The organism is Shewanella sp. FDAARGOS_354, assembly GCF_002209245.2.
GTDB classification, from domain to species: domain Bacteria; phylum Pseudomonadota; class Gammaproteobacteria; order Enterobacterales; family Shewanellaceae; genus Shewanella; species Shewanella xiamenensis.
Genome location: NZ_CP022089.2, coordinates 636,244 through 662,530 on the forward strand (window position 1 = coordinate 636,244; position 26,287 = coordinate 662,530).

General features: G+C 46.8%; 24 protein-coding genes. 10 read left to right on the forward strand and 14 right to left on the reverse strand.

Going from position 1 to position 26,287, the window contains the following annotated elements; genetic code table 11:
• Positions 1-69 precede the first annotated feature (69 nt).
• The 3 genes from CEQ32_RS02975 (at position 70) to CEQ32_RS02985 (ending at position 4,255) form a co-directional block, all read left to right on the forward strand.
• Positions 70-3,111, forward strand: a complete 3,042-nt coding sequence (locus CEQ32_RS02975) for an FAD-binding and (Fe-S)-binding domain-containing protein (protein ID WP_088585484.1) — start codon at positions 70-72, stop codon at positions 3,109-3,111.
• Between the two features lie 88 nt (positions 3,112-3,199).
• Positions 3,200-3,691, forward strand: a complete 492-nt coding sequence (locus CEQ32_RS02980; protein ID WP_088585485.1) for a DUF1285 domain-containing protein — start codon at positions 3,200-3,202, stop codon at positions 3,689-3,691.
• Positions 3,692-3,829: 138 nt separating this feature from the next.
• Positions 3,830-4,255 (forward strand): MarR family winged helix-turn-helix transcriptional regulator, encoded by a 426-nt coding sequence (locus CEQ32_RS02985; RefSeq protein ID WP_037419357.1) that lies wholly within the window; start codon positions 3,830-3,832, stop codon positions 4,253-4,255.
• A gap of 25 nt (positions 4,256-4,280) precedes the next feature.
• Here the strand turns inward: CEQ32_RS02985 and CEQ32_RS02990 are convergent, their stop codons facing one another.
• On the reverse strand, positions 4,281-4,628 hold the full coding sequence (locus CEQ32_RS02990; protein ID WP_037419354.1) for a hypothetical protein: 348 nt from the start codon (positions 4,626-4,628) through the stop codon (positions 4,281-4,283).
• A 195-nt stretch (positions 4,629-4,823) separates the two neighbouring features.
• The gene (locus tag CEQ32_RS02995; protein ID WP_037426528.1) at positions 4,824-5,858 is read right to left on the reverse strand and encodes a Glu/Leu/Phe/Val dehydrogenase dimerization domain-containing protein; all 1,035 of its coding nucleotides are present in this window, start codon (positions 5,856-5,858) and stop codon (positions 4,824-4,826) included.
• Positions 5,859-6,138: 280 nt separating this feature from the next.
• Here CEQ32_RS02995 and CEQ32_RS03000 point away from each other — a divergent pair, with 280 nt between their 5' ends.
• Positions 6,139-6,591, forward strand: coding sequence for a DUF4826 family protein (locus CEQ32_RS03000; protein WP_037419348.1), 453 nt, complete (start codon positions 6,139-6,141; stop codon positions 6,589-6,591).
• Between the two features lie 121 nt (positions 6,592-6,712).
• On the opposite strand, the gene CEQ32_RS03005 is transcribed toward CEQ32_RS03000, so the two are convergent.
• The 6 genes from CEQ32_RS03005 to CEQ32_RS03035 all read right to left on the reverse strand — a co-directional run bounded on the left by CEQ32_RS03005 (position 6,713) and on the right by CEQ32_RS03035 (position 12,726).
• Positions 6,713-7,852: a cupin domain-containing protein gene (locus CEQ32_RS03005; RefSeq protein ID WP_088585486.1), complete on the reverse strand. Its 1,140-nt coding sequence runs from the start codon at positions 7,850-7,852 to the stop codon at positions 6,713-6,715.
• A gap of 120 nt (positions 7,853-7,972) precedes the next feature.
• Positions 7,973-9,343 carry an adenylosuccinate lyase gene (gene purB / locus CEQ32_RS03010; RefSeq protein WP_088585487.1) on the reverse strand — a complete coding sequence of 457 codons (1,371 nt, stop codon included), beginning with the start codon at positions 9,341-9,343 and terminating at the stop codon, positions 7,973-7,975.
• A gap of 29 nt (positions 9,344-9,372) precedes the next feature.
• Entirely contained in the window at positions 9,373-9,963 is a 591-nt protein-coding gene (gene hflD / locus CEQ32_RS03015; protein WP_413776995.1) for a high frequency lysogenization protein HflD, read from the reverse strand.
• Between the two features lie 30 nt (positions 9,964-9,993).
• Positions 9,994-11,112, reverse strand: coding sequence for a tRNA 2-thiouridine(34) synthase MnmA (gene mnmA, locus CEQ32_RS03020; RefSeq protein WP_037426519.1), 1,119 nt, complete (start codon positions 11,110-11,112; stop codon positions 9,994-9,996).
• A 295-nt stretch (positions 11,113-11,407) separates the two neighbouring features.
• Positions 11,408-11,884 carry an NUDIX hydrolase gene (locus tag CEQ32_RS03030; protein WP_037426512.1) on the reverse strand — a complete coding sequence of 159 codons (477 nt, stop codon included), beginning with the start codon at positions 11,882-11,884 and terminating at the stop codon, positions 11,408-11,410.
• 56 nt (positions 11,885-11,940) lie between these two features.
• Positions 11,941-12,726 carry an rRNA large subunit pseudouridine synthase E gene (locus CEQ32_RS03035; RefSeq protein WP_181382085.1) on the reverse strand — a complete coding sequence of 262 codons (786 nt, stop codon included), beginning with the start codon at positions 12,724-12,726 and terminating at the stop codon, positions 11,941-11,943.
• 417 nt (positions 12,727-13,143) lie between these two features.
• Here CEQ32_RS03035 and CEQ32_RS03040 point away from each other — a divergent pair, with 417 nt between their 5' ends.
• A complete protein-coding gene (locus CEQ32_RS03040) occupies positions 13,144-15,369 on the forward strand; it encodes an NADP-dependent isocitrate dehydrogenase (protein ID WP_088585489.1) in 2,226 nt (741 codons plus the stop codon).
• Positions 15,370-15,517: 148 nt separating this feature from the next.
• Here the strand turns inward: CEQ32_RS03040 and cspD are convergent, their stop codons facing one another.
• Complete coding sequence (gene cspD / locus CEQ32_RS03045) at positions 15,518-15,724, reverse strand: cold shock domain-containing protein CspD (protein WP_011072576.1); 207 nt, start codon at positions 15,722-15,724, stop codon at positions 15,518-15,520.
• A 193-nt stretch (positions 15,725-15,917) separates the two neighbouring features.
• On the opposite strand from cspD, the gene clpS reads away from it, so the two are divergent.
• Positions 15,918-16,226, forward strand: a complete 309-nt coding sequence (gene clpS / locus CEQ32_RS03050; protein ID WP_011622425.1) for an ATP-dependent Clp protease adapter ClpS — start codon at positions 15,918-15,920, stop codon at positions 16,224-16,226.
• A 42-nt stretch (positions 16,227-16,268) separates the two neighbouring features.
• Complete coding sequence (gene clpA / locus CEQ32_RS03055) at positions 16,269-18,536, forward strand: ATP-dependent Clp protease ATP-binding subunit ClpA (RefSeq protein ID WP_088585490.1); 2,268 nt, start codon at positions 16,269-16,271, stop codon at positions 18,534-18,536.
• A 106-nt stretch (positions 18,537-18,642) separates the two neighbouring features.
• On the opposite strand, the gene infA is transcribed toward clpA, so the two are convergent.
• From infA to aat, 3 genes are all read right to left on the reverse strand, one after another.
• Positions 18,643-18,861 (reverse strand): translation initiation factor IF-1, encoded by a 219-nt coding sequence (gene infA / locus CEQ32_RS03060; RefSeq protein WP_006081934.1) that lies wholly within the window; start codon positions 18,859-18,861, stop codon positions 18,643-18,645.
• 82 nt (positions 18,862-18,943) lie between these two features.
• Complete coding sequence (locus CEQ32_RS03065; RefSeq protein WP_037426504.1) at positions 18,944-19,660, reverse strand: arginyltransferase; 717 nt, start codon at positions 19,658-19,660, stop codon at positions 18,944-18,946.
• Positions 19,650-20,360: a leucyl/phenylalanyl-tRNA--protein transferase gene (gene aat / locus CEQ32_RS03070; protein ID WP_037426502.1), complete on the reverse strand. Its 711-nt coding sequence runs from the start codon at positions 20,358-20,360 to the stop codon at positions 19,650-19,652. The genes CEQ32_RS03065 and aat overlap by 11 nt, the downstream gene beginning before the upstream one ends.
• Positions 20,361-20,414: 54 nt before the next feature.
• Between aat and CEQ32_RS03075 the strand changes: the two genes are divergently transcribed.
• Complete coding sequence (locus tag CEQ32_RS03075) at positions 20,415-20,885, forward strand: glycine zipper 2TM domain-containing protein (RefSeq protein WP_037419247.1); 471 nt, start codon at positions 20,415-20,417, stop codon at positions 20,883-20,885.
• Positions 20,886-20,960: 75 nt separating this feature from the next.
• On the forward strand, positions 20,961-21,713 hold the full coding sequence (locus tag CEQ32_RS03080) for a Nif3-like dinuclear metal center hexameric protein (protein ID WP_037426500.1): 753 nt from the start codon (positions 20,961-20,963) through the stop codon (positions 21,711-21,713).
• 94 nt (positions 21,714-21,807) lie between these two features.
• Here CEQ32_RS03080 and CEQ32_RS03085 read toward each other — a convergent pair whose 3' ends face one another.
• Together CEQ32_RS03085 and metG are read right to left on the reverse strand one after the other, a co-directional pair.
• Positions 21,808-22,764: an AEC family transporter gene (locus CEQ32_RS03085; protein ID WP_037426498.1), complete on the reverse strand. Its 957-nt coding sequence runs from the start codon at positions 22,762-22,764 to the stop codon at positions 21,808-21,810.
• 212 nt (positions 22,765-22,976) lie between these two features.
• Positions 22,977-25,007, reverse strand: coding sequence for a methionine--tRNA ligase (gene metG, locus CEQ32_RS03090; protein ID WP_037426495.1), 2,031 nt, complete (start codon positions 25,005-25,007; stop codon positions 22,977-22,979).
• A 160-nt stretch (positions 25,008-25,167) separates the two neighbouring features.
• Between metG and apbC the strand changes: the two genes are divergently transcribed.
• Complete coding sequence (gene apbC, locus CEQ32_RS03095) at positions 25,168-26,283, forward strand: iron-sulfur cluster carrier protein ApbC (protein WP_037419322.1); 1,116 nt, start codon at positions 25,168-25,170, stop codon at positions 26,281-26,283.
• Positions 26,284-26,287 lie beyond the last annotated feature (4 nt).

Sequence of the window (26,287 nt, forward strand, 5' to 3'; positions counted from 1 at the left end):
AAAGCCGCTTTTTAGCGGCTTTTTTTTGTTTATAATGGGCCGCATAACAATAATTGACTGAAGCCGCCCATGTTACCTCTGTTATCACATCAACAAACCTTAGAACCTGTTTATCTGGCCTATCTTGATGCTTTAGAACAAAGTGCCTATGAAGGTGATATTGATAAGCGCTACAGCGCGCGCTTAGTGCAAGCCACGGATAACTCCGTCTATCAATTTTTGCCCCAAGCGGTGCTTTATCCTAAACATCAAAAGGATATCGAGATAGCGCTTAAACTTGCTACGAAAGCAGAGTTTGTGGGTGTGACTTTTAGTGCCAGAGGTGGCGGAACAGGCACTAATGGTCAGTCGCTGACCCACGGTTTGATCCTCGATGTGTCTCGTTATATGAATCGTGTGTTAGAAGTGAATCCTGAGCAGGGCTGGGTTAGGGTTGAAGCAGGGGTCATTAAAGATGCGCTAAATGATGCGCTGCGTCCCCATGGATTCTTCTTTAGTCCCGATCTCTCAACTTCAAACCGCGCCACTATTGGCGGTATGATCAACACCGACGCCTCGGGCGCAGGCTCTTTGGTGTATGGTAAAACTTCCGACCATGTACTGGCACTGCGCAGTGTATTGATAGATGGCAGTGTGTTAGATACTCGTCCCCTCGATGCGGGTCTGTTATGTAATCCCGATAACGTGAGTGAAAATCCACTTGGACAAAAACTGATTTCGGCTATTGCAAAGGTATGCCGTGAGAAGCGCGCGCTCATTGAGCAACAATTCCCTAAACTCAATCGATTTTTAACTGGATATGACTTAAAGAATGTCTGGAATGAAGGCTTAACTCAGTTCGACCTTTCACGCATTTTAACAGGCTCTGAAGGCACGCTGGCGGTCATCACCGAAGCGAAACTCAACATTACACCACTGCCCAGTGAGCGGGCTATGGTGAATATTAAGTACGATTCCTTCCAGTCTGCGCTGCGTCATGCACCTTCCTTAGTGGCTGCGCGGGCAACGGTTGTCGAAACCGTGGACTCTAAAGTGCTTAATCTTGCCCGCGAGGACATTGTTTGGCATTCGGTTTCCGACCTTATTCAAGAAGTGCCGGGTAAAGTCATCGATGGCCTGAATATGGTCGAGTTTGCTGGTGATACGGCAGAAGTTGAGCAAAAGCTTGCGAATCTTGAGGCTGTATTGACCGAGCAAATTGGTCGCTGTGAATGTGGTGTGGTCGGTTATCAAGTCACTCAAGATAAGGCCAGCATTGAGAAAATCTATGGCATGCGTAAAAAGGCCGTTGGATTGCTCGGTGCTACCAAGGGACGTCGCAAACCCATTGCATTTGCCGAAGATACTGCAGTGCCGCCTGAAAAACTTGCCGATTACATTATGGAGTTTCGTGCGCTACTCGATAGTCACAATTTGCAATACGGTATGTTTGGCCATGTGGATGCGGGCGTATTACACGTAAGGCCTGCGCTGGATATGTGCGATGTCGAAGATGAAAAACTGCTGAGGGTGATTTCTGATCAAGTTGCGGCGCTGACACTCAAATACGGCGGCCTGATGTGGGGCGAGCATGGTAAGGGCGTGCGTGGCGAATACGGCCCATCGGTATTTGGCGATGAACTTTATGGCGTATTGCAAGACATTAAAGGTCTATTTGACCCTGATAACAGGCTTAATCCCGGCAAGTTAGTGGCACCCAAGCAAGTCGGCAGCTTGGCATTTGATGTGGATAGTACCAAGCGCGGCAAGTTTGACAGACAAATTCCCGTTGAAGTACGCGATGCCTATCCCGATGTGATGAACTGTAACGGCAATGGCCTGTGTTTTAATTACAGTAGCTACTCGCCCATGTGTCCGTCATTTAAGGTGACTGGCGATAGGGTGCAATCCCCCAAAGGCCGTGCGGGTCTGATGCGTGAGTGGCTGCGTTTGCTTGAGTCGGAAGGGGTGGATGTGAACGCGCTGGCGAAAGCCAAACCCTTAGGCATTTTGCAGCGGATGCAAAACACCATCAATGCCAAACGTGATTATGATTATTCCCATGAAGTGATGGAATCGCTGAAGGGCTGTCTTGCGTGTAAGGCGTGTTCGAGTCAGTGCCCGGTTAAAGTGGATGTACCTAAGTTTAGGGCGCAATTCTTTAATATTTACTATCAACGTTATCTGCGTCCGGCCAAGGATTACCTGGTTGCGGGCATAGAAGACAGCTTACCTCTGATGGCTGCTGCGCCAAGGCTGACCAATTTCGCCTCGCAAAACCCGCTCAGCCAATGGGTGATCAAAAAGGCCATCGGTTATGTGGATGCGCCAGCGCTGTCGGTGCCGACATTAAAACAACGACTCGATGGTCATGCGAGTCGCGGTTATGACCTGGCGGCATTGCAGGCCATCCCCGCCGATGAGAGGGCAAAATTTGTATTAGTTGTACAAGATCCCTTCAACAGTTTCTACGATTCGGGCTTGGTGTATCGCTTTATCCAATTGATTGAAACCTTAGGATTAAAACCCGTTCTACTGCCGTTTAAGCCCAACGGTAAACCGACGCATATCAAGGGCTTCTTGGGTAAATTTGCTAAAACGGCGCAGTCGAGTGCGGATTTCTTAAACCAAGTGCATAAGTTAGGTATGCCGATGGTTGGGATCGATCCCGCCTTAGTGCTCTGTTATCGCGATGAATATAAAGAAATTTTAGGGGCTAACCGCGGCGCGTTTGAGGTTAAACTGGCTAACGAATGGCTGCTTGGCATACTGCAGGATATTCCCACTAAGGCCATGCAAGATAAACAATTTACTTGGTTTAGCCATTGTACTGAGTCTACGGCGAAGCCTAATACAGCCAATGAGTGGAGCAAAATCTTCACTCACTTTGGCGCTAAATTGACGGCGGTGAATTTGGGCTGCTGCGGCATGGCGGGTACCTACGGCCATGAGGCTGAGAATCTTGAGCGTTCTAAGACCTTGTTTGATATGTCGTGGAAAGACACTTTAAGCAAGATAGACGCGTCGCAGGTGCTAGTCTCTGGCTACTCTTGTCGCAGCCAAGTGAAACGTTTCGCCGGTTACAAGCCAAAACATCCATTAGAGGCTTTATTGGAGCTCGTTAAGGCTTAACGCAATTTTTAATTAGGGATTGGATAATCCCTAAGGCAATGCCACACTAAACCAGTCGTCAGGCTGGTTTTTTTATTGAGGGGACGCTATGGAAAAACACACGGACAATGTTATCGATACGCTACAGGCATTCACCAGCAAGCCAACGCCGTATGATGTCACCACACACCCAACGGCGCTGTGTAGTGAAGTCGCGTTATTTCGTATCCAACTCTCCGGTGACTGGATATATCAGGACAGCCCATTACCGACGAAGTTTGCTAAGCTGTTTGCCAGTATTTTACATGGCATCGATGGCGAACATTTTTTGATCACACCAGTCGAAAAGGTGCGAGTCGAGGTGGATGATGCGCCACTGGTGATTGTGGATTATATGAAGGATGAGACAACATCGGGTTTAACGCTGCACAGTAGTATTGGCACCGAGCATTCTCTGGCGACACTCAATCGTTTAAAGCTCACCGACTTTGGGATTTATCTGCCGCTAGAGCGTGGCCTATGGGGAAAATTGAGCCGTGCCTGTTACTACAATTTTGTGAATGAATTCAATTTAACCGATGAAGGTGGCCTCAGTGCTTAAAGATTTTGATTGTAATAACTTGGGGAGGCTGACTAGTTTATTATGGGTTAAGTGATAGTATTAAAACTAACCTTAGCCAATCCTACTCGGGTTTAGGTTTGTGTCGATGGGTCTAAATGTTGTTTTCGGAGGTGCTGTTTGAACCGTTATGAAAGCTTAGGCTATCTTGTTTCGCACTTAAATATTGAGCTGCAAAATGAACTCGATTTGCAGTTGAAACGCTATCAGCTCGACATTAAGTTGTGGCCAGTATTATTCGCGCTTTGGCAGGAGGAGGGGATTACTCAGACCGAGTTGTCCAAACGTTGTGATGTAGCGAACTATACCATGACCCGTTTGCTCGATCAGTTGCAGGTGCAAGGCCTCATCACCCGCCATCAAGAACTCGATAATCGCCGAGCTTTCCAGATTTTTCTCACCGATGAGGCCAAGGCGCTGGAGCAGGATTTGATCCGTGAGGCCGAGCGCGTCAATGAAAAGTTTCTTGCTAATCTTACTGAAGATGAACGAAGTTATTTTATTAAGCTTTTGAATAAAATAAATAAACTGTCATCTAATCCGTAAGTTTTATTGTGCTTCTTTCGGTTATTTACAGTGGAAGTAGCATAAAAAGTAATACTAAACTTGACCCCAGTAATAACCCTTGTTGCAGTAATCGTTGTCGCTGCATTAAGCTATTTTTTCCCTGTTTCAGACTAGTGATTAGCTGATTACGCTTATAAATACGGCAAGTTAACTCATTTGTGAAGGGGTCAATAAATAACTTACATAGGCATTGCCCACCATCTTTCAATTTGATCAGATGTTCACTTTGATGACTAAAATTGAGTTTGCGCGAAACCATTTGGCCATTGATATAGACTCTCTCCAAACCCGACCAATCACTTGCTTGTAATTCAAGTGAATCTTTCCCCAGCTCATATTTGAAACTGACCATAGTGGCACCTTCTCCGTGACTGACGAGTAGTTAATTCAAGCAGAGACATATAGGGTTTTCCACTACAGAAAAGTGAATTTTACGTGGCGTTTTGGTATCTGATTGGTATTGAGAGGAATTTATTTTTTAGATGGATAAGTGGAGCGAGGGAAGTGGTTAAGGCGAACAACGACTCGTTGTCCGCCTACTGCATGATTAGGCTTTGGCCGCTTGGTAAATGGCACGGGCCATTTCGTCAGCTACTGCACCTGTCGTGCGGTTTTCAGCATCGGCCTTAGCAAAAATCTTCAGCAGCGTGTTGTAGATTTCTCTGACCTTAGCTTCTGATTTTGCTGCGTCATAATCTTTTTCAAATGACACGTTGATAATGCCGCCAGCGTTAATCACATAATCTGGCGCGTACAGAATGCCCATTTCTTTTAACTGCTCGCCATGGCGGACTTCGGCTAATTGGTTGTTGGCGCAACCCGCAACAATCTTAGCTTTCAGTTGTGGTAGAGTGACATCGTTTAGAGTTGCACCTAGTGCACATGGCGCATAGACATCCACGTCTTGGGCATAGATATCCTGTGGAGCAACAACGATGGCGCCAAAGTCGGTAGCCACTTTATCCAGTGATGCTTGGTGAATATCGGTAACAATCAGCTGTGCACCTTCTTCATGCAAATGTTTACACAGGTAGTAACCGACATGGCCAACACCTTGAACGGCGATCTTAAGGCCTTTTAAGCTGTCTAAATCGAGTTTATGTTTAACTGCAGCCTTGATCCCTAAATAGGTGCCTAATGCTGTAAATGGCGATGGATCGCCACTCTTGCCTTCAAGCCCTGCCATGTAAGGTGTTTCTTGATGGGCAATCATGATATCAGCGGTCGTGGTGCCCACGTCTTCAGCAGAATAGTAACGTCCACCGAGGCTATTGATAAAACGGCCAAAGGCACGGAAAAGGGCTTCGCGATCAGGACGCTTAGGATCGGCAATAATCACTGACTTACCACCGCCCATGGTTAAACCGGCGAGGGCATTTTTGTAAGTCATACCACGGGAGAGGCGTAATACGTCTGTCAGGGCTTCATCATCGGATTGATAATTCCACATCCGGCATCCACCCACAGCTGGACCTAAGTTGGTGTTATGGATGGCAACAATGGCTTTTAAGCCACTTTCTTTATCATGACAGAATACGACCTGTTCATGTTCATCAAAGGATACATGATTAAATACAGCCACGTGAAGTTCTCCGCTATACACAATAAAACGTCGATGGAACGACTTCCCATCGACAGCTAGTTATATTTATTGCAGAACCATAGCATTTAGCGATACTCTCAACCATGCATAATGACCGAATAAATAGATTATTTGTGGCAATCTAGCTTTCCACTTTACGTAAACGTAAGCTTAGAGATGCGAAACCAGTTTTAACTGATGATATTCTCAGACATTAGAATGATTCGCGTGCTGTCCCAAGAATGAGAGCCGCGCTATAACAATAAGATAGGACGGAAGTATGACTGAACAAGCTGTCGATCAAGCTCAACCAACAATCTCTCCTGAAGAAATGGAGAAATTGCGCCAAGAGTGGGTCAGAACACAATTCCAAAAAGCGAACCGTTTTTTAGCGGAAAAAGGGGTTATCCCCAGCAAGGTTTTAGCCGATGAGAGCCGTTATCTTGCACCTTATTTAGCGATTTGGAAGATGGAATCCAAACGTCCTACGACCAAAACCTATTGGGTGATGTCAGGCGATTTACCATCGGATTTTGTGGATGTCAAAGTGGCTAAAACGGCGCGTGATGCGGTTCGTCATTTCTCGATGATGTGGCAAATGCAGGCTGAAAATTTGATCCGTTCAGGCGCAACCAGACGTGATGCAACCCAGGCAAAATTTGCCCAGTTATTAGTCTCCCGTGCAGAGAGTTTATATCGTATGCACAATGATGAAAAACTGTGGAATAGCTAGATTTCCTTGTGTTGAGTCATAAAACCAAAGGCACTCGATTGAGTGCCTTTGTTGTTTAAGTCTGTCTCAAGCGTTGTGTTCTACGTTGAGCATACCGACGGTTTCATTCCATATTAAAGGATTACGCTTCTTCATCACTTAAATAGTATAAACCTTGATTAATCAGTTCCAGCAATAGCTGTTGTACTTCATCATGTTCGCATAACGCGAGAGCTGTTTCGCAATCAAAGCTGACATGATCGCTTAACTGTACAAGCACCGCTTCGGGTGTATTGGGCAAATCATAGATTTCGCCATTAATGAATAAGCGCGAGTAAACATCATTCTCTAGACGTAGTACTTTTAAACCGCCAATGCGATTTACACCAGCGCCTTGTTCAAAGGCATCTTGCAGATCGTCGATGCTATAGGCTTCTTCGCCTTCACAAATATCTAATTCAAATCGGTTTTGGCTTAGCAGTTTACCTAGCACAACCTGATAACTCGCAGGATCTTGGGCAAGCTGGCTTAACAGCGACATAATGCCGAGTTGATGATCTTGGCTAATAATGCCCGGATTTGCTGGCTCGGATGCGGAGGTAAAACGCTGTTGACCCAAATTTTTGTCGAGTAAATAGTCGGCCACTTCGCTGACTAATTCTTGCTGACTGGGTGCGCGGTAACCAATCGAATAGCTCAAGGCTAAGGTTAAGGTTTCACCGCAGTGCGGGAATCCTGGTGGAATATAAAGCATATCGCCTTTCTCTAACACCATATCAATAATGGGATCAAAGTCTTCAACCAGAGGTGAATTAGGATTACCGCCACGACGTTGTTGTGGGGTGTTGTCACCTACGGTCCAGCGGCGCTGACCTTCGCCTTGAATAATAAACACATCGTAGTTGTCGATATGGGGACCGACACCGCCACTTGGAGTGGCAAATGACACCATCAAATCATCGAATCGCCAATCGGGGAGAAAACGAAAGGCCTCAACGAGGGGTTGTGAGTCGGGATACCAATGGTTAACCGCTTGCACCAATAATTGCCAGTGGGTTTCACCGTAATTGTCGTAATTCTCAAAGGGGCCTTGGATCACTTCCCAGTTATCTTTTTGGGTAACGACGATGCGCGAAGTGATTTCTTCTTCGCAGGCTAGGCCGGCCAGCTCATCGGCACTGATTGGATCTTCAAAGTGAGGAAAAGCGCCTTTGATGACCACAGGTTTTTGTTGCCAGTAATCCTTGAGGAATTGGGCAATATCGAGATTGAGTTTATACATAGTGTCAAAAAAGGCGACTACATCCTTAACAATGTAACCGCCTCAATCCTTATTTAGGCTAGATAATAAGCTAAGCATGTCAGCTTAGCGTTAAACGAAGCGTTAGCCGTAAACTGAACTTTAGTTAAGTTCGTCAACGAATGCTTCTGCACGGCCAATATAGTTGGCTGGCGTCATCTTCTTCAGCTCAGCCTTCACGTCTTCTGGCAGGGCTAAACCGTCGATAAATTCGGCAAGTTGCTTAGCGTCGATGCGTTTACCGCGTGTCAATTCTTTTAACTTCTCGTATGGCTTTTCAATACCATAGCGACGCATAACGGTTTGTACGGGCTCGGCCAATACTTCCCAGTTTTGATCGAGCTCGGCACGTAAATGCTCTTCATTCACTTGTAACTTGCTGATGCCTTTTAAGGTCGCTTGGTAAGCGATCAGCGAGTGGGCGATACCCACACCTAAGTTACGCAGTACGGTGGAATCGGTTAAGTCACGTTGCCATCTTGAAACGGGTAGTTTTGCGGCTAAATGTTGCATCAACGCATTGGCAATACCTAAGTTACCCTCAGAGTTTTCAAAGTCGATAGGGTTGACCTTGTGTGGCATGGTTGATGAGCCAATTTCACCGGCAATGGTACGTTGCTTGAAGTGACCTAAGGCAATATAACCCCAAACGTCACGGTCGAAATCGAGCAGAATAGTGTTGAAACGCGCAATCGCATCAAAGAGCTCTGCAATGTAATCATGCGGTTCGATTTGAGTGGTGTATGCGTTCCAGTGCAGGCCAAGGCTTGTCACAAAACGTTCAGACAGTGCATGCCAGTTCACTTCTGGGTATGCAGATATGTGCGCGTTGTAGTTACCTACGGCGCCGTTAATTTTCCCCATAATTTCAACAGCCGCGATTTGCTTGATTTGGCGCTCTAAACGCACGGCTACGTTAGCCATTTCCTTGCCTAAGGTTGAAGGCGAGGCTGGCTGACCATGGGTACGTGACATCAAAGGTACTGAGCGGTATTCAACGGCTAGTTTTTTGATGGCGCTAAGCAGTTCATTGCAATAAGGCAGTACCACTTGCTCGCGGGCTTCAGTTAACATTAAGCCATGGCTTAAGTTGTTGATATCTTCAGAAGTACAGGCGAAGTGAACAAATTCACCGACAGCGGCGAGTTCCGCGTTGTCTGCGATTTTTTCTTTGATAAAGTATTCAACTGCTTTCACGTCGTGGTTGGTGGTGCTTTCAATGGCTTTCACGCGAAGCGCATCTTGCTCACTGAAATTGTCTTTAATGGCATCGAGAAGCGCGTTCGCTGACTCGCTTAATGGCGGCACTTCGGTGATTTCTGGGCAATCGGCGAGTAACTTTAACCAGTTGATTTCAACTTGAACACGGTACTTAGTAAGACCGAACTCGCTGAAAATCCCTCGCAATGACGCTGTTTTACTACCGTAACGGCCGTCTACCGGAGAGATAGCAGTTAGTGCGGAAAGATCCATGTGAAGCTCCTTGATGAAAACTTATTTTATTATAGGGTAAGACTTTTCTTAGCCGTGTCTAAGATGGCTTTACGGGCAAAGACTAAGTGTCGACGTTTGCCGCCTAGTTGTCGCCATAACACTGCGCTGCGCATGGCTGCAAGCAGCAAGGCGCGGATTTTTTGTTGTACTATTGGACGTTGCAGACACACAGGATTGCCTGAGATCTGAATCTTAGGTCCAAGATTACTGATAATGTCGCTATAAATACTGGCCAGATTGGCAATGACTTGTTCGTCGGTGATCGCAAAATGATGTAGCTGACGATTCACTTGATTGATGCGTTCGGCAAGCATAGCTAACCCGGTGTTTGAACGGGTTAATTTACGTTCAAGGGCTAAAATTCCCACTAGATAGCGGGTTATTTCCACATCTTTTTGACTGCTATCCCCCAGTTGATTTAACACCAATTGGTAGCCTTTGTGCAGGCCAGCCTTATCTTGGTAGACATCGGCGGGGGTTTCGGGATTAGTCACTAAAATGGTGTGTAAACTGGCAGCTAGCTCATTGGTGTCGCTTTCACCATGACGGGCTAAATACTGAACTTGTGCAATGGCCTGCAGTATTCCTGCAAAGGCCATAGTACGATCATGGAGCTGTTCGTTCACGGTTTATCCTCTGATCAGTTGATCGATAATTCCGCCACCGAGGCACACTTCGCCATCGTAAAATACCGCTGATTGGCCAGGCGTCACGGCGGCAACGGGCTCGTCAAACACCACTTTGAGGGTATTGTCATCAAGATAGGTGAGGGTGCAAGGGATATCCTGCTGGCGGTAACGGGTTTTCACCACAATTTGGCTGCCATCGGCGGGACCTTTGCGGTCGACCCAGTGTAGTTGATTGACAAACATGCCATTGGACATCAATCGCGGATGGTGACCACCTTGGCCAACAACAAGCACGTTACGTTTGAGATCTTTATCCACCACGTACCATGGGTCATCATTGCTATTTTTCATGCCACCAATCCCCAGACCTTTACGTTGGCCTAAGGTGTGGTACATCAAACCTTGGTGCGTGCCAATGACTTCGCCTTCGGCGGTTTCGATATTGCCAGGTTGCGCTGGTAAGTAATTACCTAAAAATTCAGTAAATTTTCGCTCACCGATAAAGCAAATGCCGGTGCTGTCTTTCTTATCATGGGTAATTAATCCCATCTGTTTGGCGATCTCTCGCACTTCGTGTTTTTCGAGTTCACCCACCGGAAACAGGCTGCGTGCCACTTGTTCATGGCTTAAGGTGTATAGGAAGTAGCTTTGATCTTTATTATTGTCGACCCCGCGCAGCATTTGCGTTGTGCCATCGGCATTGTCGCGGCGGCGCACATAGTGACCCATGGCGATGTAGTCGGCATCGAGAATATCGTCGGCAAACTCTAAAAAGGCCTTAAATTTGATTTCTTTGTTGCACATGATATCGGGATTGGGGGTACGACCTGCTTTGTATTCGGCAAGAAAATACTCAAATACATTGTCCCAATATTCGGCAGCAAAGTTGACCGTGTGGAGTTTTATCCCAAGCTTATCGCAAACGGCTTGAGCATCTTTTAAATCTTCGGCGGCCGCGCAGTACTCGTCGTTGTCATCTTCTTCCCAGTTCTTCATGAAAAGGCCTTCAACCTGATAGCCTTGCTGCATAAGCAAATAGGCTGAAACGGATGAATCAACACCGCCGGACATGCCGACAATGACTTTTTTACCTGTATGAGTGGGTTCGATTGATGTCATAGATCCTAAAACCATTGAGTATATGTGTTAGCGAGTCGTGGCTTGAACCGTTGTCATTAGTGCATGACTCACTTTTAAATCTGCGTTTATTTAGCTGCGTAGTTAGGGCAGGCTTATTGGTGATCCGTTTAGCATCTGAGATACATCAGCCCAACATCATTAAGCACAAGATGCATGATGCTAAAATACCCCAAATTTTTAACCCAAAAGCGCAGTTAAATGCCTTATCGAATCGCGCATTTACGCGGGGGCGTATTCTATCACGCCTTGTTGCTTGGGGCTATCTTTGACATCCCTACAGACGCTGACTATTGAGTAATTCGAGCGAATGAATTTGCCCTTGTTGCAACTGTTTGCGGTAATCGTTGAGGCAATCGAGCACTAATGGACTGCGCAGTTGATGAGCTTTAGCTGCGATCTGCTCAAAGCTCAACCAATGGGCGGCATAAATATCCGCATCCTGTGGCTTAGGTGTGAGTAGCGTATCGACTTGCACCAAAAAGGTAAAACGCACAAATGCGAGGTCCTGATTGGCGCTAAATTGATAAATCCCGACCAATCCCTGTGGCTTGAGTTGAAGGCCTGTTTCCTCAAAGACTTCGCGCTCACAGGCTTGGATAAGACTTTCATTCGCTTCCAAATGTCCTGCTGGTTGATTAAAACGCTGCTCACCATCAATCCACTCTTCCACTAATAGATACTTGTCTTCGGTCGGGGCATGGATAATACAAGCAACTGTTACATTGGGTTTATATCTTGCTTTTACTGTCACAGTGATTACCTTTGAGCGGCTAGATTAGGGATATTGGATTGCTTGTTGGCGCAAGACTATTCGGTCTTTTGAGCCACCAGTATGCATTTATGCTCACCTGTCGCTAAATCATCTAGACTCCATTGGCCTATTTTATAGCGAATAAGTCTTAAGGTCGGAAAACCAATATGGGCCGTCATCCGCCGAACTTGGCGATTGCGTCCTTCATGGATTTGAATTTCAAGCCAAGTAGTAGGGATGTTTTTTCGCTCACGGATCGGCGGATTACGCGGCCACACATTCGGCGTCGCCATGATGCTGACCTTCGCAGGGAGTGTCATACCATCTTTTAATTCAACCCCTTGGCGCAGTTTGGCTAAATCGGCTTCCGATGGCACACCTTCCACTTGTACCCAATAGGTTTTAAAGGTTTTCTTTTTTGGCTCAGTCAGTTTGGCTTGGAGTTGACCGTCATTGGTTAACAGCAACAGTCCCTCGCTGTCGCGATCTAAGCGCCCAGCAGCATAAACGCCCGGAATAGGGATGTAATCTTTTAAGGTTTTACGGCCTTGCTCATCGGTAAATTGGCACAGAACATCGAAGGGCTTGTTAAATAAGACGATGATAGGCGCAGTTTGAGGCTTGACGCGTGAGGCCGATGAGTGTTTTTGAAGCCGTGTTTTGGGACTATTTTGTTGTGACCCTGTATCGCGCTGCAAACTTGCCTTGGCAGATTTGGCGAAGGAGCTTAGTTTACTTCCTTTGCTGCGGTTATCTGCCCTATGCTGCGGGTGCGTGGTGGATGCGCTCTGGCCGCGAGTGCGAGGTGTTGCCTGAGAAGTTAGCGGGTTATTTTTGTTCATGCAGTAACTAATTGTTGTTCATACCGTGACGAATAGTCGCTTAAGACAGTCTAGTCATTTTACGTCGTCGCCGATGATATACGACTGAACCTATCCGTTAGCAGACGTCAGAAAGAAGACGTGTTATTTATCTGCACACAGTGTACTTGGCATTCGCCGTTAGTGGAATTTGAATATTATTGTGAATGCTCTATGATGTCGGCCTGAAAATGTGATCTACGCCTAAATGTTTGTTAGGTATTAATGAGTCGATTTACCCACGTTGGCGAACGCAAAGAGGATGTTGCAGCGGGTTTATAGGTTTTATAGGGGCGTTTACGATTGCCTCGATAGAGAATTCCTTCGTGCCAATGTTTGTTCGTCATGATATAAAATTATTATAAAAATACTAAATTTTACAATAATGTAGGATGTAACATGAAAGATAACTCACCAACAATTATTTATACCGAAACCGATGAAGCACCAGCGCTAGCAACGCTTTCTCTGTTACCTATCATCAAAACCTTTACCGATGCAGCGGGTGTTGCGGTTGAAACCCGTGATATTTCTTTATCGGGCCGTGTGATTGCTAATTTCCCTGAAAAACTGACTGACGCGCAAAAGATTGGCGATCACTTAGCTGAGCTGGGTGAATTAGCGAACCAACCTGAAGCTAACATCATTAAACTGCCAAACATCAGTGCCTCAATCCCGCAGTTAAAAGCTTGTATTTTAGAGCTGCAACAGAAAGGTTACGACATTCCAAATTATCCTGACGAGCCAAAGACTGACGAAGAAAAGTCAATTAAAGCGCGTTACGACAAGATCAAGGGCAGTGCGGTAAACCCAGTACTGCGTGAAGGTAATTCTGATCGCCGCGCGCCGCTGTCAGTGAAAAACTTCGCGAAAAAGAACCCACACTCTATGGGGAAATGGGTGAAAGACTCTAAGTCACACGTTGCTCATATGAGCGAAGGTGATTTTTACGGTAGCGAGCAGTCAGTAACGCTTGCTCACGCTGACACTGTCAACATTGTGCTGGCACAAAAAGACGGTCAAGAAGTCGTCCTTAAATCAGGCCTGAAACTGCTAGCTGGTGAAATCATCGACGCGTCAGTGATGAGCAAAAAAGCCTTAGTGAGCTTCTTTGAGCGTGAAATTGCCAATGCCAAGGCTGAAAATGTGCTGTTATCGCTGCACCTTAAAGCCACCATGATGAAAGTGTCTGATCCCATCATGTTCGGTCATGCAGTGAAAGTGTTTTTCAAACCGGTGTTTGATAAACATGCGGCATTATTTGCTGAGTTAGGCGTTGATGTGAACAACGGCTTTGGTGATGTATACGCCAAAATAGCCAGCTTACCTGCCGATGTACGCAGCCAAATTGAAGCCGATATCGCGGCGGTTTACGCTGAGCGTCCTGCGCTGGCGATGGTGGATTCTGACAAAGGCATCACCAACTTACACGTCCCAAGCGACATTATTATCGATGCTTCTATGCCAGCGGCTATTCGTTCATCTGGCCAAATGTGGGGCCCTGATGGCAAGTTGCACGATACTAAAGCCCTGATCCCTGACCGTTGCTACGCAGGTGTGTATCAAGAAACTATCGCGTTCTGTAAAGAGCACGGTGCCTTTGATCCAAGCACTATGGGCAGTGTGCCAAACGTGGGTTTAATGGCACAAAAAGCCGAAGAATACGGTAGCCACGATAAAACCTTCGAAATCCCTGCCGATGGCGTAGTTAACGTGATTGATGCCAGTGGCAAAGTATTAATGAGTCACAATGTGGAAGCGGGCGACATTTGGAGAATGTGCCAAGTTAAAGACGCGCCTATCCGTGACTGGGTCAAACTTGCCGTTCGCCGCGCACGTTTAAGCAATACTCCAGCGGTATTCTGGTTAGATGCAAATCGTGCCCACGATGCGCAATTGATTGTTAAAGTGAAGCAATACCTACCTGAGCATGACACCAGCGGTTTAGACATCAGCATTATGTCGCCAGAAGAAGCAACACGTTTCTCTTTAGCGCGCATCAAAGAAGGTAAAGACACCATTTCAGTTACTGGTAACGTACTGCGTGACTATTTGACTGACTTGTTCCCAATCCTCGAACTGGGGACCAGTGCTAAGATGCTGTCTATCGTGCCATTAATGAATGGTGGCGGCCTGTTCGAAACGGGTGCGGGCGGTAGTGCGCCTAAACACGTACAACAGGTTGAAAAAGAAGGTCACTTACGTTGGGACTCTCTGGGCGAATTCCTAGCTTTAGCGGCTTCTTTAGAGCATTTGAGCCAAACTGTGGGTAATCCTAAGGCACAAGTACTGGCGGATACTTTAGATCAAGCCATCGGTCAGTTCTTAGATAGCAACAAGTCGCCATCAAGACGTGTTGGTGAGTTGGATAACCGTGGTAGCCATTTCTATCTGGCGATGTACTGGGCACAAGCGTTAGCCGCTCAAACCAAAGACGAGCAGTTACAAGCTCACTTTATTCCATTAGCGCACGCTTTAAGCGCCAATGAGCAAGTGATTGTTGCTGAACTAAACAACGCGCAAGGTGCACCAGTGGATTTAGGCGGTTACTACCGTTTAGACGCTGCAAAAGCCGAAAAAGCCATGCGTCCAAGCGAGACACTGAACAAGCTATTAATTGCTTAACGATTTATCGTTAACTTAGCATTAATACTGAAAAGGCCTGCATCGCAGGCCTTTTTTATCAGACTCAATCTTCAAGAAAGTTGTCAATCGCCTAATAAAAAGGCAGGGATAAAATCCCTGCCTTTTAGATCATTGGCCTCACCATACATTATTTTGTTGGTGAAATGGCTGAAGCGTGCATTCCTTTTGGACCTTGTTCTACTTCAAATTGAACCGGTTGGCCTGCTTTTAGAGTTCTATAGCCTTCCATTTCAATGGTAGAATAGTGTGCAAAAACGTCCTCGCCACCTTGATCAGGGCAAATAAACCCGAATCCTTTGGCGTTGTTGAACCATTTAACAGTTCCGCTTGCCATACTTCCACTTCCTTCTGTTGTCTACTTACCAGTAAGATAGTAAAACCTGTATAGACGGGATTGTTTCACCGTCTGAGCTACAGAATGTAAGGAGTAAAAGCGGAAGTCAAGCTAAAATTAACAAAGAGGTAACAACTGATTAATTTGAAGATAGCAATTGGAAGAGGACAACACGAGAGGCTAGTATTAAAAAATGGGTAAGACAGGAAACATAGAACACGTTGAAGAGCGTGTGGAATCTGAGTTAATGCCACCTTCAATGTATAAGGTGATCCTCAATAATGACGATTACACTCCAATGGATTTTGTGATTGAAGTGCTGCAAATCTTCTTTCGCAAGAATGAGCAGGAAGCCACAGATATCATGTTGACTATTCATCACCAGGGAAAGGGTATCTGCGGGATTTTTCCCTACGGCATTGCAGAAACTAAGGTGATACAAGTAAATCAATTTGCAAGACAAAACCAACATCCGTTACTGTGTTCGTTAGAGAAGGCTTAACAGCGCTTACTCTGTTGTCAGTTGTTAATTTTGGGGGTGCTTATGCTGAACAAAGATCTGGAAGTCACCTTAAATCTGGCGTTTCAGCAAGCCAGAGAGGCTCGTCACGAGTATATGACGGTTGAACATCTGTTATTGGCTCTGATCGACAACCCTGCGGCTCAAGAAGCGCTAATCGCCTGTGGAGCGAATTTAGATAAACTTAGAGATGAAGTAGCAAGCTTTATCCAACAAACCACCCCAATCATTGCGGATATGGATGATGATAAAGAAACCCAACCAACGCTCGGGTTTCAGCGGGTACTGCAACGCGCCGTTTTCCATGTGCAGTCCTCGGGCCGCAATGAAGTCACTGGTGCTAATGTGCTGGTGGCCATTTTTAGTGAGCAGGAATCCCAAGCTGTTTATCTGCTGCGTCGCAGCGACATCAGCCGTTTAGATGTGGTGAATTATATTTCCCATGGTTTTTCAAAAAATGAGGACAGCGACGCTCATCAAGATCAAGAACGCATCGATGATCAAAGCGAAGCGAACGAAGAACGTAGCATGTTGTCGCAGTTTGCAAGCAATTTAAACCAACTTGCAAAACAAGGGGTGATAGATCCGCTGATTGGTCGTGATCAAGAAATCGAACGCGCCATCCAAACTTTATGTCGTCGCCGTAAAAATAATCCATTGTTGGTGGGTGAAGCGGGCGTGGGTAAAACTGCGATTGCTGAAGGTTTGGCTTATCGAATCGTCAATAATCAAGTGCCAGAGGTGATGGCGCAGGCGACTGTATACTCCCTCGACTTAGGCTCCTTGCTCGCAGGCACTAAATACCGTGGCGATTTTGAAAAACGTTTCAAGAGTCTGCTTAAGGAACTCAGCGCCGATAAACACGCCATTTTATTTATCGATGAAATTCATACCATTATTGGTGCAGGCGCCGCATCGGGTGGGGTGATGGATGCCTCTAACCTGCTAAAGCCGTTATTATCGAGCGGTAATTTGCGTTGCATGGGCTCAACCACGTTCCAAGAATATCAGAGTATTTTTGAGAAAGATCGTGCACTGGCGCGTCGTTTCCAAAAGGTCGATATCAATGAGCCTTCAGTGGCTGAAACCACGAAAATTCTGATGGGGCTCAAGGCTAAGTACGAAGAGTACCATGGAGTGCGTTACACCCAAGCGGCGATTAACAGCGCGGCAGAGCTGTCGGCAAAACACATTAATGACCGGCATCTACCCGATAAAGCCATCGATGTGATCGATGAGGCGGGTGCGCGCATGGCTATGCTGCCACAGAGCAAACGTAAGAAAACCATCGGTCAGGCCGAGATTGAAACCATAGTAGCGAAGATTGCTCGGATCCCTGAAAAATCAGTCTCCGCCAGCGACAAAGATTTACTGCGTAACCTTGAGCGCAATCTCAAGATGGTGGTCTTTGGTCAAGACAAGGCGATTGAATCCTTAAGCTCGGCGATTCGATTATCGCGCAGTGGTTTAGGTACAGATAAAAAACCTGTTGGTAGCTTTTTGTTTGCAGGCCCAACTGGGGTAGGTAAGACAGAAGTAACCAATCAGTTAGCTAGTTGCCTAGGAATGAAGCTGGTGCGCTTTGATATGTCTGAGTACATGGAAAGCCATACGGTTTCTCGTTTGATTGGTGCTCCTCCTGGATACGTAGGATACGACCAAGGTGGTTTACTCACTGATGCTGTAATTAAAAATCCCCATTGCGTGGTGTTGCTCGATGAAATCGAAAAGGCTCACCCCGATGTCTACAACCTGTTACTGCAGGTGATGGATCATGGCACCTTAACCGATAACAACGGTCGCAAGGCGGATTTTAGGCATGTCACCTTAGTGATGACGACAAACGCAGGTGTTCAGGAAACGATCCGTAAGTCTATTGGCTTTACTCAGCAGGATCATACCCAAGATGCCTTATCGGAAATCAATCGAGTATTCTCGCCAGAGTTCCGTAACCGCTTAGATTCCATCATTTGGTTCAACCATTTAGATATGACTATCATAGCCAAGGTGGTTGATAAATTCTTGGTGGAATTACAAGCACAACTTGATGCGAAACATGTGTTACTTGAAGTCAGTGATGAGGCCAGAACCCTACTCGCCGAGAAAGGCTATGATAAGAGCATGGGCGCACGGCCAATGGCCCGCGTGGTGACAGAGCTTATTAAACGTCCATTAGCGGATGCTATTCTCTTCGGTGAACTGGAACATGGTGGTGTTGCTCAGGTTGATGCCAAAGACGGTGAAATCGTGATCCACACCGAACGCCACGAGAAAAGTACCACTAAGGCTTAATCTCTCGCGAAAACCCAATAAAAATGGCTGCAATTGCAGCCATTTTTCTAATCTCACGCCAACAAAAAAACCCGGCCTCGCCGGGTTTTTCAACTAAAGGGGAATATTAGCGTGCGCGGAAGACAATACGACCTTTGGTCAGATCATAAGGGGTCAACTGAACTGTTACTTTGTCACCAGTCAGGATCCGGATGTAGTTTTTGCGCATTTTGCCTGAAATGTGGGCTATCACCACATGACCATTTTCAAGCTCTACGCGAAACATTGTGTTTGGCAAGGTTTCAAGGATAGTGCCTTGCATTTCAATGTTATCTTCTTTCGCCATTAATTATTTATCCCATTAGCCTTCGAATATAAAAAACGGGCGTATCATGCCGCAAATTCACCTTGCTGTAAAGGGGATGTGCCTAGCAAACTTGGGAATACTCCCAGCCTTGGGGGGTTAAAATCTGATAAGGGCGGTATAAGCGTTTGTAGGACATTTTCCGATTTGCATCAATTTGATACCCCAGATAAAGAAAATCTTTACCCTGCATTTTAGCCAATCTGCACTGGAGTAAGATCAATAATACGCCAAGGGAGCGGCGTTCTTCATCGGGGTCAAAATAGCTGTAAATGGCTGACAAACTATTGGGCAGAGTGTCTGTCACTGCTACAGCCACAAGTCTATTGCCATCATAGACTTCAATAAACGTGGGGGGCAGCCAATGACAGAATAAAAATTGTTCATATTGGGTTTTGCTTGGCGGAAACATTGGGCCATCGAAGTGGCGCTCACGGATGTATTTTTCATACAGGGCATATTGAGCCTCGGTATGTTCTGAGGTGATGCGCCAAGTTAAATCACGGTTATGGGCTAGGGTGCGCTTTTGCCGTTTAGACGGTGTAAATTCTTTAATTGGTAACCGAATTGGCTGACAGGCACTGCAACGGGGGCAACGGGGTTTATAAATGGCGCTGCCACTGCGGCGAAAACCTATGGCGAGTAGCCGCTCAAATAGTATTGGGTCGAGGGTTTCCTCCTGAATGACTAACAGTTGCTCCTGCTGACCATCGAGGTAACTGCAGGGGAAAATTTGGCTGATCCCAATGGCGATTGGGGTGTTACTCGCGTTAGAGTTCAAGTGTGACCTCACTTGGTATCCAAGCTGCAGGATTAACCGTGTTATCCCTAAACTGGGTTAAGAGTTGTATAAAGTTCGCGCGTTTAACGGGTTTTGCCCCTAAGCTCTCAAGGTGGGGATTCATTACCTGTGCATCAATAAGTTTAAAATTCATTTTGATTAAATGTTGTTGCAACACCGCCATGGCCGCCTTTGACGCATTGGTTTCGCGGTGGAACATGGATTCACCACAAAACACTTGGCCAATGGCGAGACCATAAAGCCCACCGATTAATCGCTCACCGTGCCAAACTTCGATTGAGTGGGCATGGCCATTATGGTGTAGCTCACGGTAGGCCATTTGGATTTCATGGGTTATCCAAGTGCCAGTTTGTTTACGCCGAGGTTGAGCACAACCTGCCATCACATCGGTAAAGGCATGATTGATGGTATAGCGCCAAGGCTGTTTTTTTAAATATTTACGTAAACTGGTGCTGATATTCACTTGGCCTGGAATAAAAATGGCGCGGGGATCGGGTGACCACCATAAAATAGGATCCTCGGCGTTAAACCAAGGGAAAATGCCGTGATAATAGGCGGTCAACAAACGCTCTGGGCGTAGGTCACCACCTATCGCCAATAAGCCGTTTGGATCGGTGAGGGCGAGTTCGGGTGAAGGAAAAGCTTCAAATTCGTGATTCAGAAAAGACAGTGAGTTCACAATTGCGTATGATTCAGTAATAGACCCTTATACTAAGTTAGCGGAAATTCGGATATGTGGAAACCTACACTAGCGAGCTTTATGTTTATTTGTGCTTTAGTGATTTCTCCGGTGCAAGCAGGTTACGATCGTAATCAGGCGGTGCCGGTCGAGAAAGTCCTCTATGGTGATATCAACTCAGTACGTAATATCACCGAAACCCAATTAATTGAAGACCGAAACCAAGGTTGGAAAACTTTCGGTGGCGCATTAGCGGGTGGTGTTATCGGCCATCAATTTGGTGGTGGCTCTGGCCAAGATATTGCGACAATATTAGGCGCCTTAATTGGTGCTGGAGTTGGCAATCGTTATGGCAGTGGCACAACGGTGCAATCGCTCAAGCTCGTGGAGCTGATGATCACTCAGGAAGACGGCACGCAAGTCATGGTGATCCAAGATTATGATCCTGGCATGGTGTTCAATGCGGGGGATAGGGTACGTGTGGTGTACCTGCAAGGTGGGGTTCGCGTTGATTTAGCCATGTAACTAAGCCATGCACCTAACGCGAGGAAATTAAGCCTAACTGCCAAACATTAATAAAGAACGTTAAACGGTGATGGAATGACAAGGACAGAACTAACCCAATATTTAGCCGATTTTTTGCGGATATCGGCCTTTAAAGATTACGCCCCCAATGGTTTGCAGGTTGAAGGTAAAGCAGATATCCGCACCATAGTGACAGGTGTGACTGCTTGCCAAGCGTTAATCGATGAAGCGATTCGCCTCAAAGCCGATGCGATTTTGGTTCACCATGGTTTTTTCTGGAAGAGTGAGCCTGAGGTGATCACAGGCATGAAGCAGCGCCGAATCAAAGCCTTACTCGCCCACGATATCAATCTGTTTGGTTATCACTTGCCCTTAGATGCCCATCCAATGTTAGGTAATAATGCGGTCTTAGGCCGCAAACTGGGGATCATCGATGCTGAAGCAGTAGAAGATGTGGCACAGGGATTAGTGTGGCGTGGAAAGCTCGATTTGCCCGTCAGTGCCAGTGAATTTGCCGCGACCTTAGACGAAGTACTTGGCAGAGCGCCGCTGCATATTGGCGAGAGTTCGGATGAAATCCAATATTTAGCTTGGTGTACGGGCGGTGCGCAGGATTATATCGATGTTGCCGCGAGTCTTGGTGTGGATGCGTTTATCAGTGGCGAAGTGTCAGAGCGTACTTTCCATAGCGCAGTGGAGCAGGGAATTCACTATTATGCGGCGGGTCACCATGCGACCGAGCGTTTTGGCATTGAGGCGCTGGGGCGTCATCTCGCTCGCGAATTTAATTTGGTACACCATTTTGTAGATATCGCTAACCCTGTTTAACAATCTTGCTTTATCGACATCTTGTAAATGAAAGGCGAGCCATGCTCGCCTTTGTCTTATGTAAATCAACCTTAAGTTCAAATCAGTCCTAAGTTTAAATAAGCCCTAGGGTCGACAGGATAAAAATGCCTAAGGTGCAGGTGAGCAGCGAGCAAACGGTGGTTAAGGCGATAATATTGGCCGCAAGCGTGGCATTTCCTCCCATGGCCCGCGCCATCACATAACTTGCGGCTGCCGTGGGCGCGGCGCTCATCAAAAACACTAAGGCAAGTTCAACTTCGCGATAGCCAAGTATCAAGGCGCCTAGGGTGATGAACAGTGGCGCAAAGATAAGTTTTAAGGCGGTTGAGAACCAAGTGGCATACTTTTCATGTCTGAGCGAGCCAATATCCAATGAACCGCCTGTACACAGCAGTGCTAATGGGAGTGTCATATTGGCAAAGTATTGCCCAGCATCGAGGACCATTTTCGGTAAGGGGATCGCCAGCAGATAAAACAACATGCCGAGTATAATGGCAATGATCAGCGGATTTTTGGTGATGGTTTTAATGATCACCGCAAAAGCGCGGCGGCTTGATTCCTCACCCTTAGGACTCAAGCAAATCACGGCTTGAATATTGTAGAGCAGCGTCATGGACGCCACATAAACGGCCGCTAAAGCAACGCCTGATTCGCCATAGGCATTAGAGACATAGGCTAAGCCGATAATGGCGGTATTGGCCCTAAATCCCCCTTGAATGATGACGCCTTGATCCTTCGGCTCGGGGAAAAATCGTTTTGTCGTGTAGGTTGAGAGGATAAAAAACAGTAAGTTGGCGAGTAAGCCATAACCGATTAATGGCGCACTGGCGGCAAGATCGTGATGCGAGCTGATGATGCTGAGAAACAACAGCGCCGGCAGGGTGACATTAAAAACCAGTTTAGAAGCGACATCAATAAAGTGTTCATCAATGACTTGGGTGCGTTTAAGCATCACGCCTAAGGCTAACATTAAACAGATGGGACCGGTTATTGAAGCAGAAAACAACAGCTGCTCAATGATATTGCCCATAACTTCTCCTCGAAAATTCCATAGTGCGTTGTCGCTGAATCAGTGCGGCTTAGCCATAGCCGCGATAGTGTCGCACTGTCAGTCACTTGTCGAGGCCACATCAACTTACGTTCCCTGATAAAGCGTAAAGGAATGTGTGTTTAATAAATAAGGCCGCATTAAATGCGGCCTTATGTCTACTTACCTGTAACTTGACGGGTGCGTAGTGTCGATTACTTCACCCGCATACCAGGCTGTGCACCTTCATGGGGTTCTAAAATCCACAAATCGCTGCCACCAGGGCCTGCTGCCAAGACCATGCCTTCTGACATGCCAAAACGCATCTTACGTGGTGCAAGGTTGGCAACCATCACAGTCAGCTTGCCTTCGAGATCCTCAGGCGAATAGGCTGATTTAATGCCTGCAAATACCTGACGGGTTTCGCCGCCGATATCAAGTTGCAGTTTTAACAGTTTGTCGGCTTCGGCTACATGCTCGGCTTTAACGATACGCGCAATACGCAGATCGATTTTAGCGAAATCGTCATAGTTGATGGTATCGCTAATGGGATCGGTTGCTAATGGCCCTTTTGGTGCTTCTGGCTCGCTCGTGGCTTGCAAGTTTTCCTTAGAGTCGGCCACCATAGCTTCAACTTTGTCTAACTCAACACGTTGCATCATGGCTTTAAATGGCGCAATTTCATGGCCCGCCATATCTTGGCCTAAGCCATCCCACGTTAAGGTTTGTTGGAAGAAGGCTTCAACGTCTTGCGCTAAGCGTGGTAACACAGGTTTTAAGTACGTCACCAAAATGCGGAACAGGTTCAGCGCGTTTGAACACACTTGGTGCGCGGCTTCCTGTTGATCATCTTGCTTCACTAGCTGCCAAGGCGCTGCATCGGCGACAAAACCGTTGGCGATGTCCGCGAGTGCCATGATTTCACGCATCGCTTTACCGTATTCACGGGTCTCATAAAACTCAGCGATTTGTTCTTGTTTGGCTAAAAACGCCTCAGTTAGCGTGGTATCCGCAATTTTTGCGAGCTTGCCATCGAATCGCTTAGTGATAAAACCTGCGGTGCGAGAGGCTAAGTTCACTAGCTTACCGACTAGATCTGAATTTACGCGCTGGGCGAAATCTTCCAGATTTAAATCTAAATCGTCGATACGGCTACTGAGTTTGGCCGCGTAGTAGTAGCGTAAATATTCAGGATCTAAGTGATCTAAATAGGTGCGGGCTTTAATAAAGGTGCCTTTAGATTTAGACATCTTAGCGCCGTTCACCGTTACATAACCGTGGGCATAGACGCTGTTTGGCTGGCGATAGCCTGATCCATGGAGCATCGCAGGCCAGAACAGACTGTGGAAATAAACGATATCTTTACCGATAAAATGGTAAACCTCTGCTTTAGAATCCTTCGCCCAAAATTCGTCAAAGCTTAGCTCTGGGCGTTTGTCACACAGGTTTTTGAATGAGCCCATGTAGCCGATAGGCGCATCTAACCAAACGTAGAAGTATTTGCCCGGTGCATCTGGGATCTCAAAACCAAAGTAAGGTGCATCACGGGTGATATCCCACTGTTGCAGGCCTTGTTCGAACCATTCGTCGAGTTTATTGGCCATTTCGGTTTGCAGTGCGCCGGAGCGAGTCCACTCTTTGAGCATGTCTTCGAAGGCGGGTAAGTCGAAGAAGAAGTGCTCAGTGTCTTTCATCACTGGCGTGGCACCCGATACCGCTGATTTTGGATTGATAAGCTCAGTTGGGCTGTAAGTTGCGCCGCAGGCATCACAGTTGTCGCCGTATTGATCGGGCGATTTACACTTAGGGCAGGTGCCTTTGACGAAGCGGTCTGGCAGGAACATCGACTTCTCAGGGTCAAATAGCTGAGAAATGCTCTTGCTTTTGATATAGCCATTAGCGCGCAGTTTTAAGTAAATATCGCTCGCCAGCACGCGGTTTTCGTCACTGTGGGTGCTGTGATAATTATCGAAGGCGATATTAAAATCGGCGAAATCCTGCTGATGCTCTTTGTTGACTTGAGCAATCATTTCTTCAGGCGCCATACCTAATTGCTGCGCCTTGAGCATAATCGGTGTGCCGTGGGCATCATCGGCACAAATATAGTGGCACTCATGTCCACGAAGTTTTTGATAACGCGACCAGATATCCGTCTGGATGTATTCCAGCATGTGACCTAAATGAATCGGTCCGTTCGCGTAGGGAAGTGCGCTGGTCACGAGAATTTTACGTTGTGAAGTTGCCATCTTGTCTCAAATATCGTGGTGGGCCAAAAATAATGGTAGAGATACTAACCGATTACAGGATGATTTTCATCAAAACCTGAGTCGATTGGGTTAAATCTGCGCTAATGTTTTTGTCATTATCTGGTACACTTGGGCAAATTTATTGGTGGGGGTAATTCTTTTGTCTTCAACTCAAACTGATTATCGTTTAAGTGACGATCTTCTCGGGCCAGTTCTGGCCATTCTCGATGCATATATCGACCCGTATTTAGCGAAGGGTTTAGTGAGCGCAGGATGCGTGAATAAATTGGCGATTGAAGGTAAGCGTTTGCAGCTTGGCTTAGTCTACCCATACCCTTGTATGACTCAATACCGCGATACCGTGATGGCGCTCACCAACAAGCTCGCTGTGCTGGATGCCATTGATGAGGTTGAGTGTGAAATCGATTTTCAACCTAAGGTGTATTCTGCGATTGCTTCTATCGCACCGATTGCCAATGTGAAGCAAGTGATTGCTGTCGCGTCCGGCAAAGGCGGTGTGGGTAAATCAACCACGGCGGTCAACCTTGCTTTAGCACTGGCCGCTGAGGGCGCACAGGTTGGTATTTTAGATGCCGATATTTATGGTCCTTCCGTCCCATTAATGCTTGGGATCCCCAACTTCAGGCCCGTTTCCCTCGATGGTAAACACATGAGCGCCGCCAGTGCCCATGGCATTGCCGCCCAATCGATTGGGTTTATGTTAAGTGGTGATGAAGCCGCAGTATGGCGTGGCCCTATGGCGGCGGGCGCGCTTGCGCAGCTGCTCAATGAAACCCAGTGGCCAGAGCTAGACTATTTAGTCGTCGATATGCCACCGGGCACGGGTGATATTCAATTAACCCTGTCGCAAAAAGTGCCAGTCAGCGGCGCGGTGATTGTGACAACGCCGCAGGACATCGCTCTCGCCGATGCCAAGAAAGGCATCACCATGTTCCAGAAAGTGAATATCCCCGTTCTCGGCATTGTTGAGAATATGAGTTTCCATTTATGTCCAGAGTGTGGCCATAAAGAACACCCCTTTGGTACGCACGGTGGCAGTAAAATGGCTGAGCGTTATCAAGTTCCACTGTTAGGCGCCTTACCGCTGCACATCAATATCCGTGAAGCCATGGATGTGGGTGCGCCGACGGTTGTGGCCGAGCCTGACAGTGAAGTGGCGGCACTTTATCGGGAAATTGCCCGTAAAGTGGGCGCCGAATTGGCACTTAAACAGAGCCAGAAAACAGTTTCTATTAGCGTATCAGATGACGAGTAAGGTT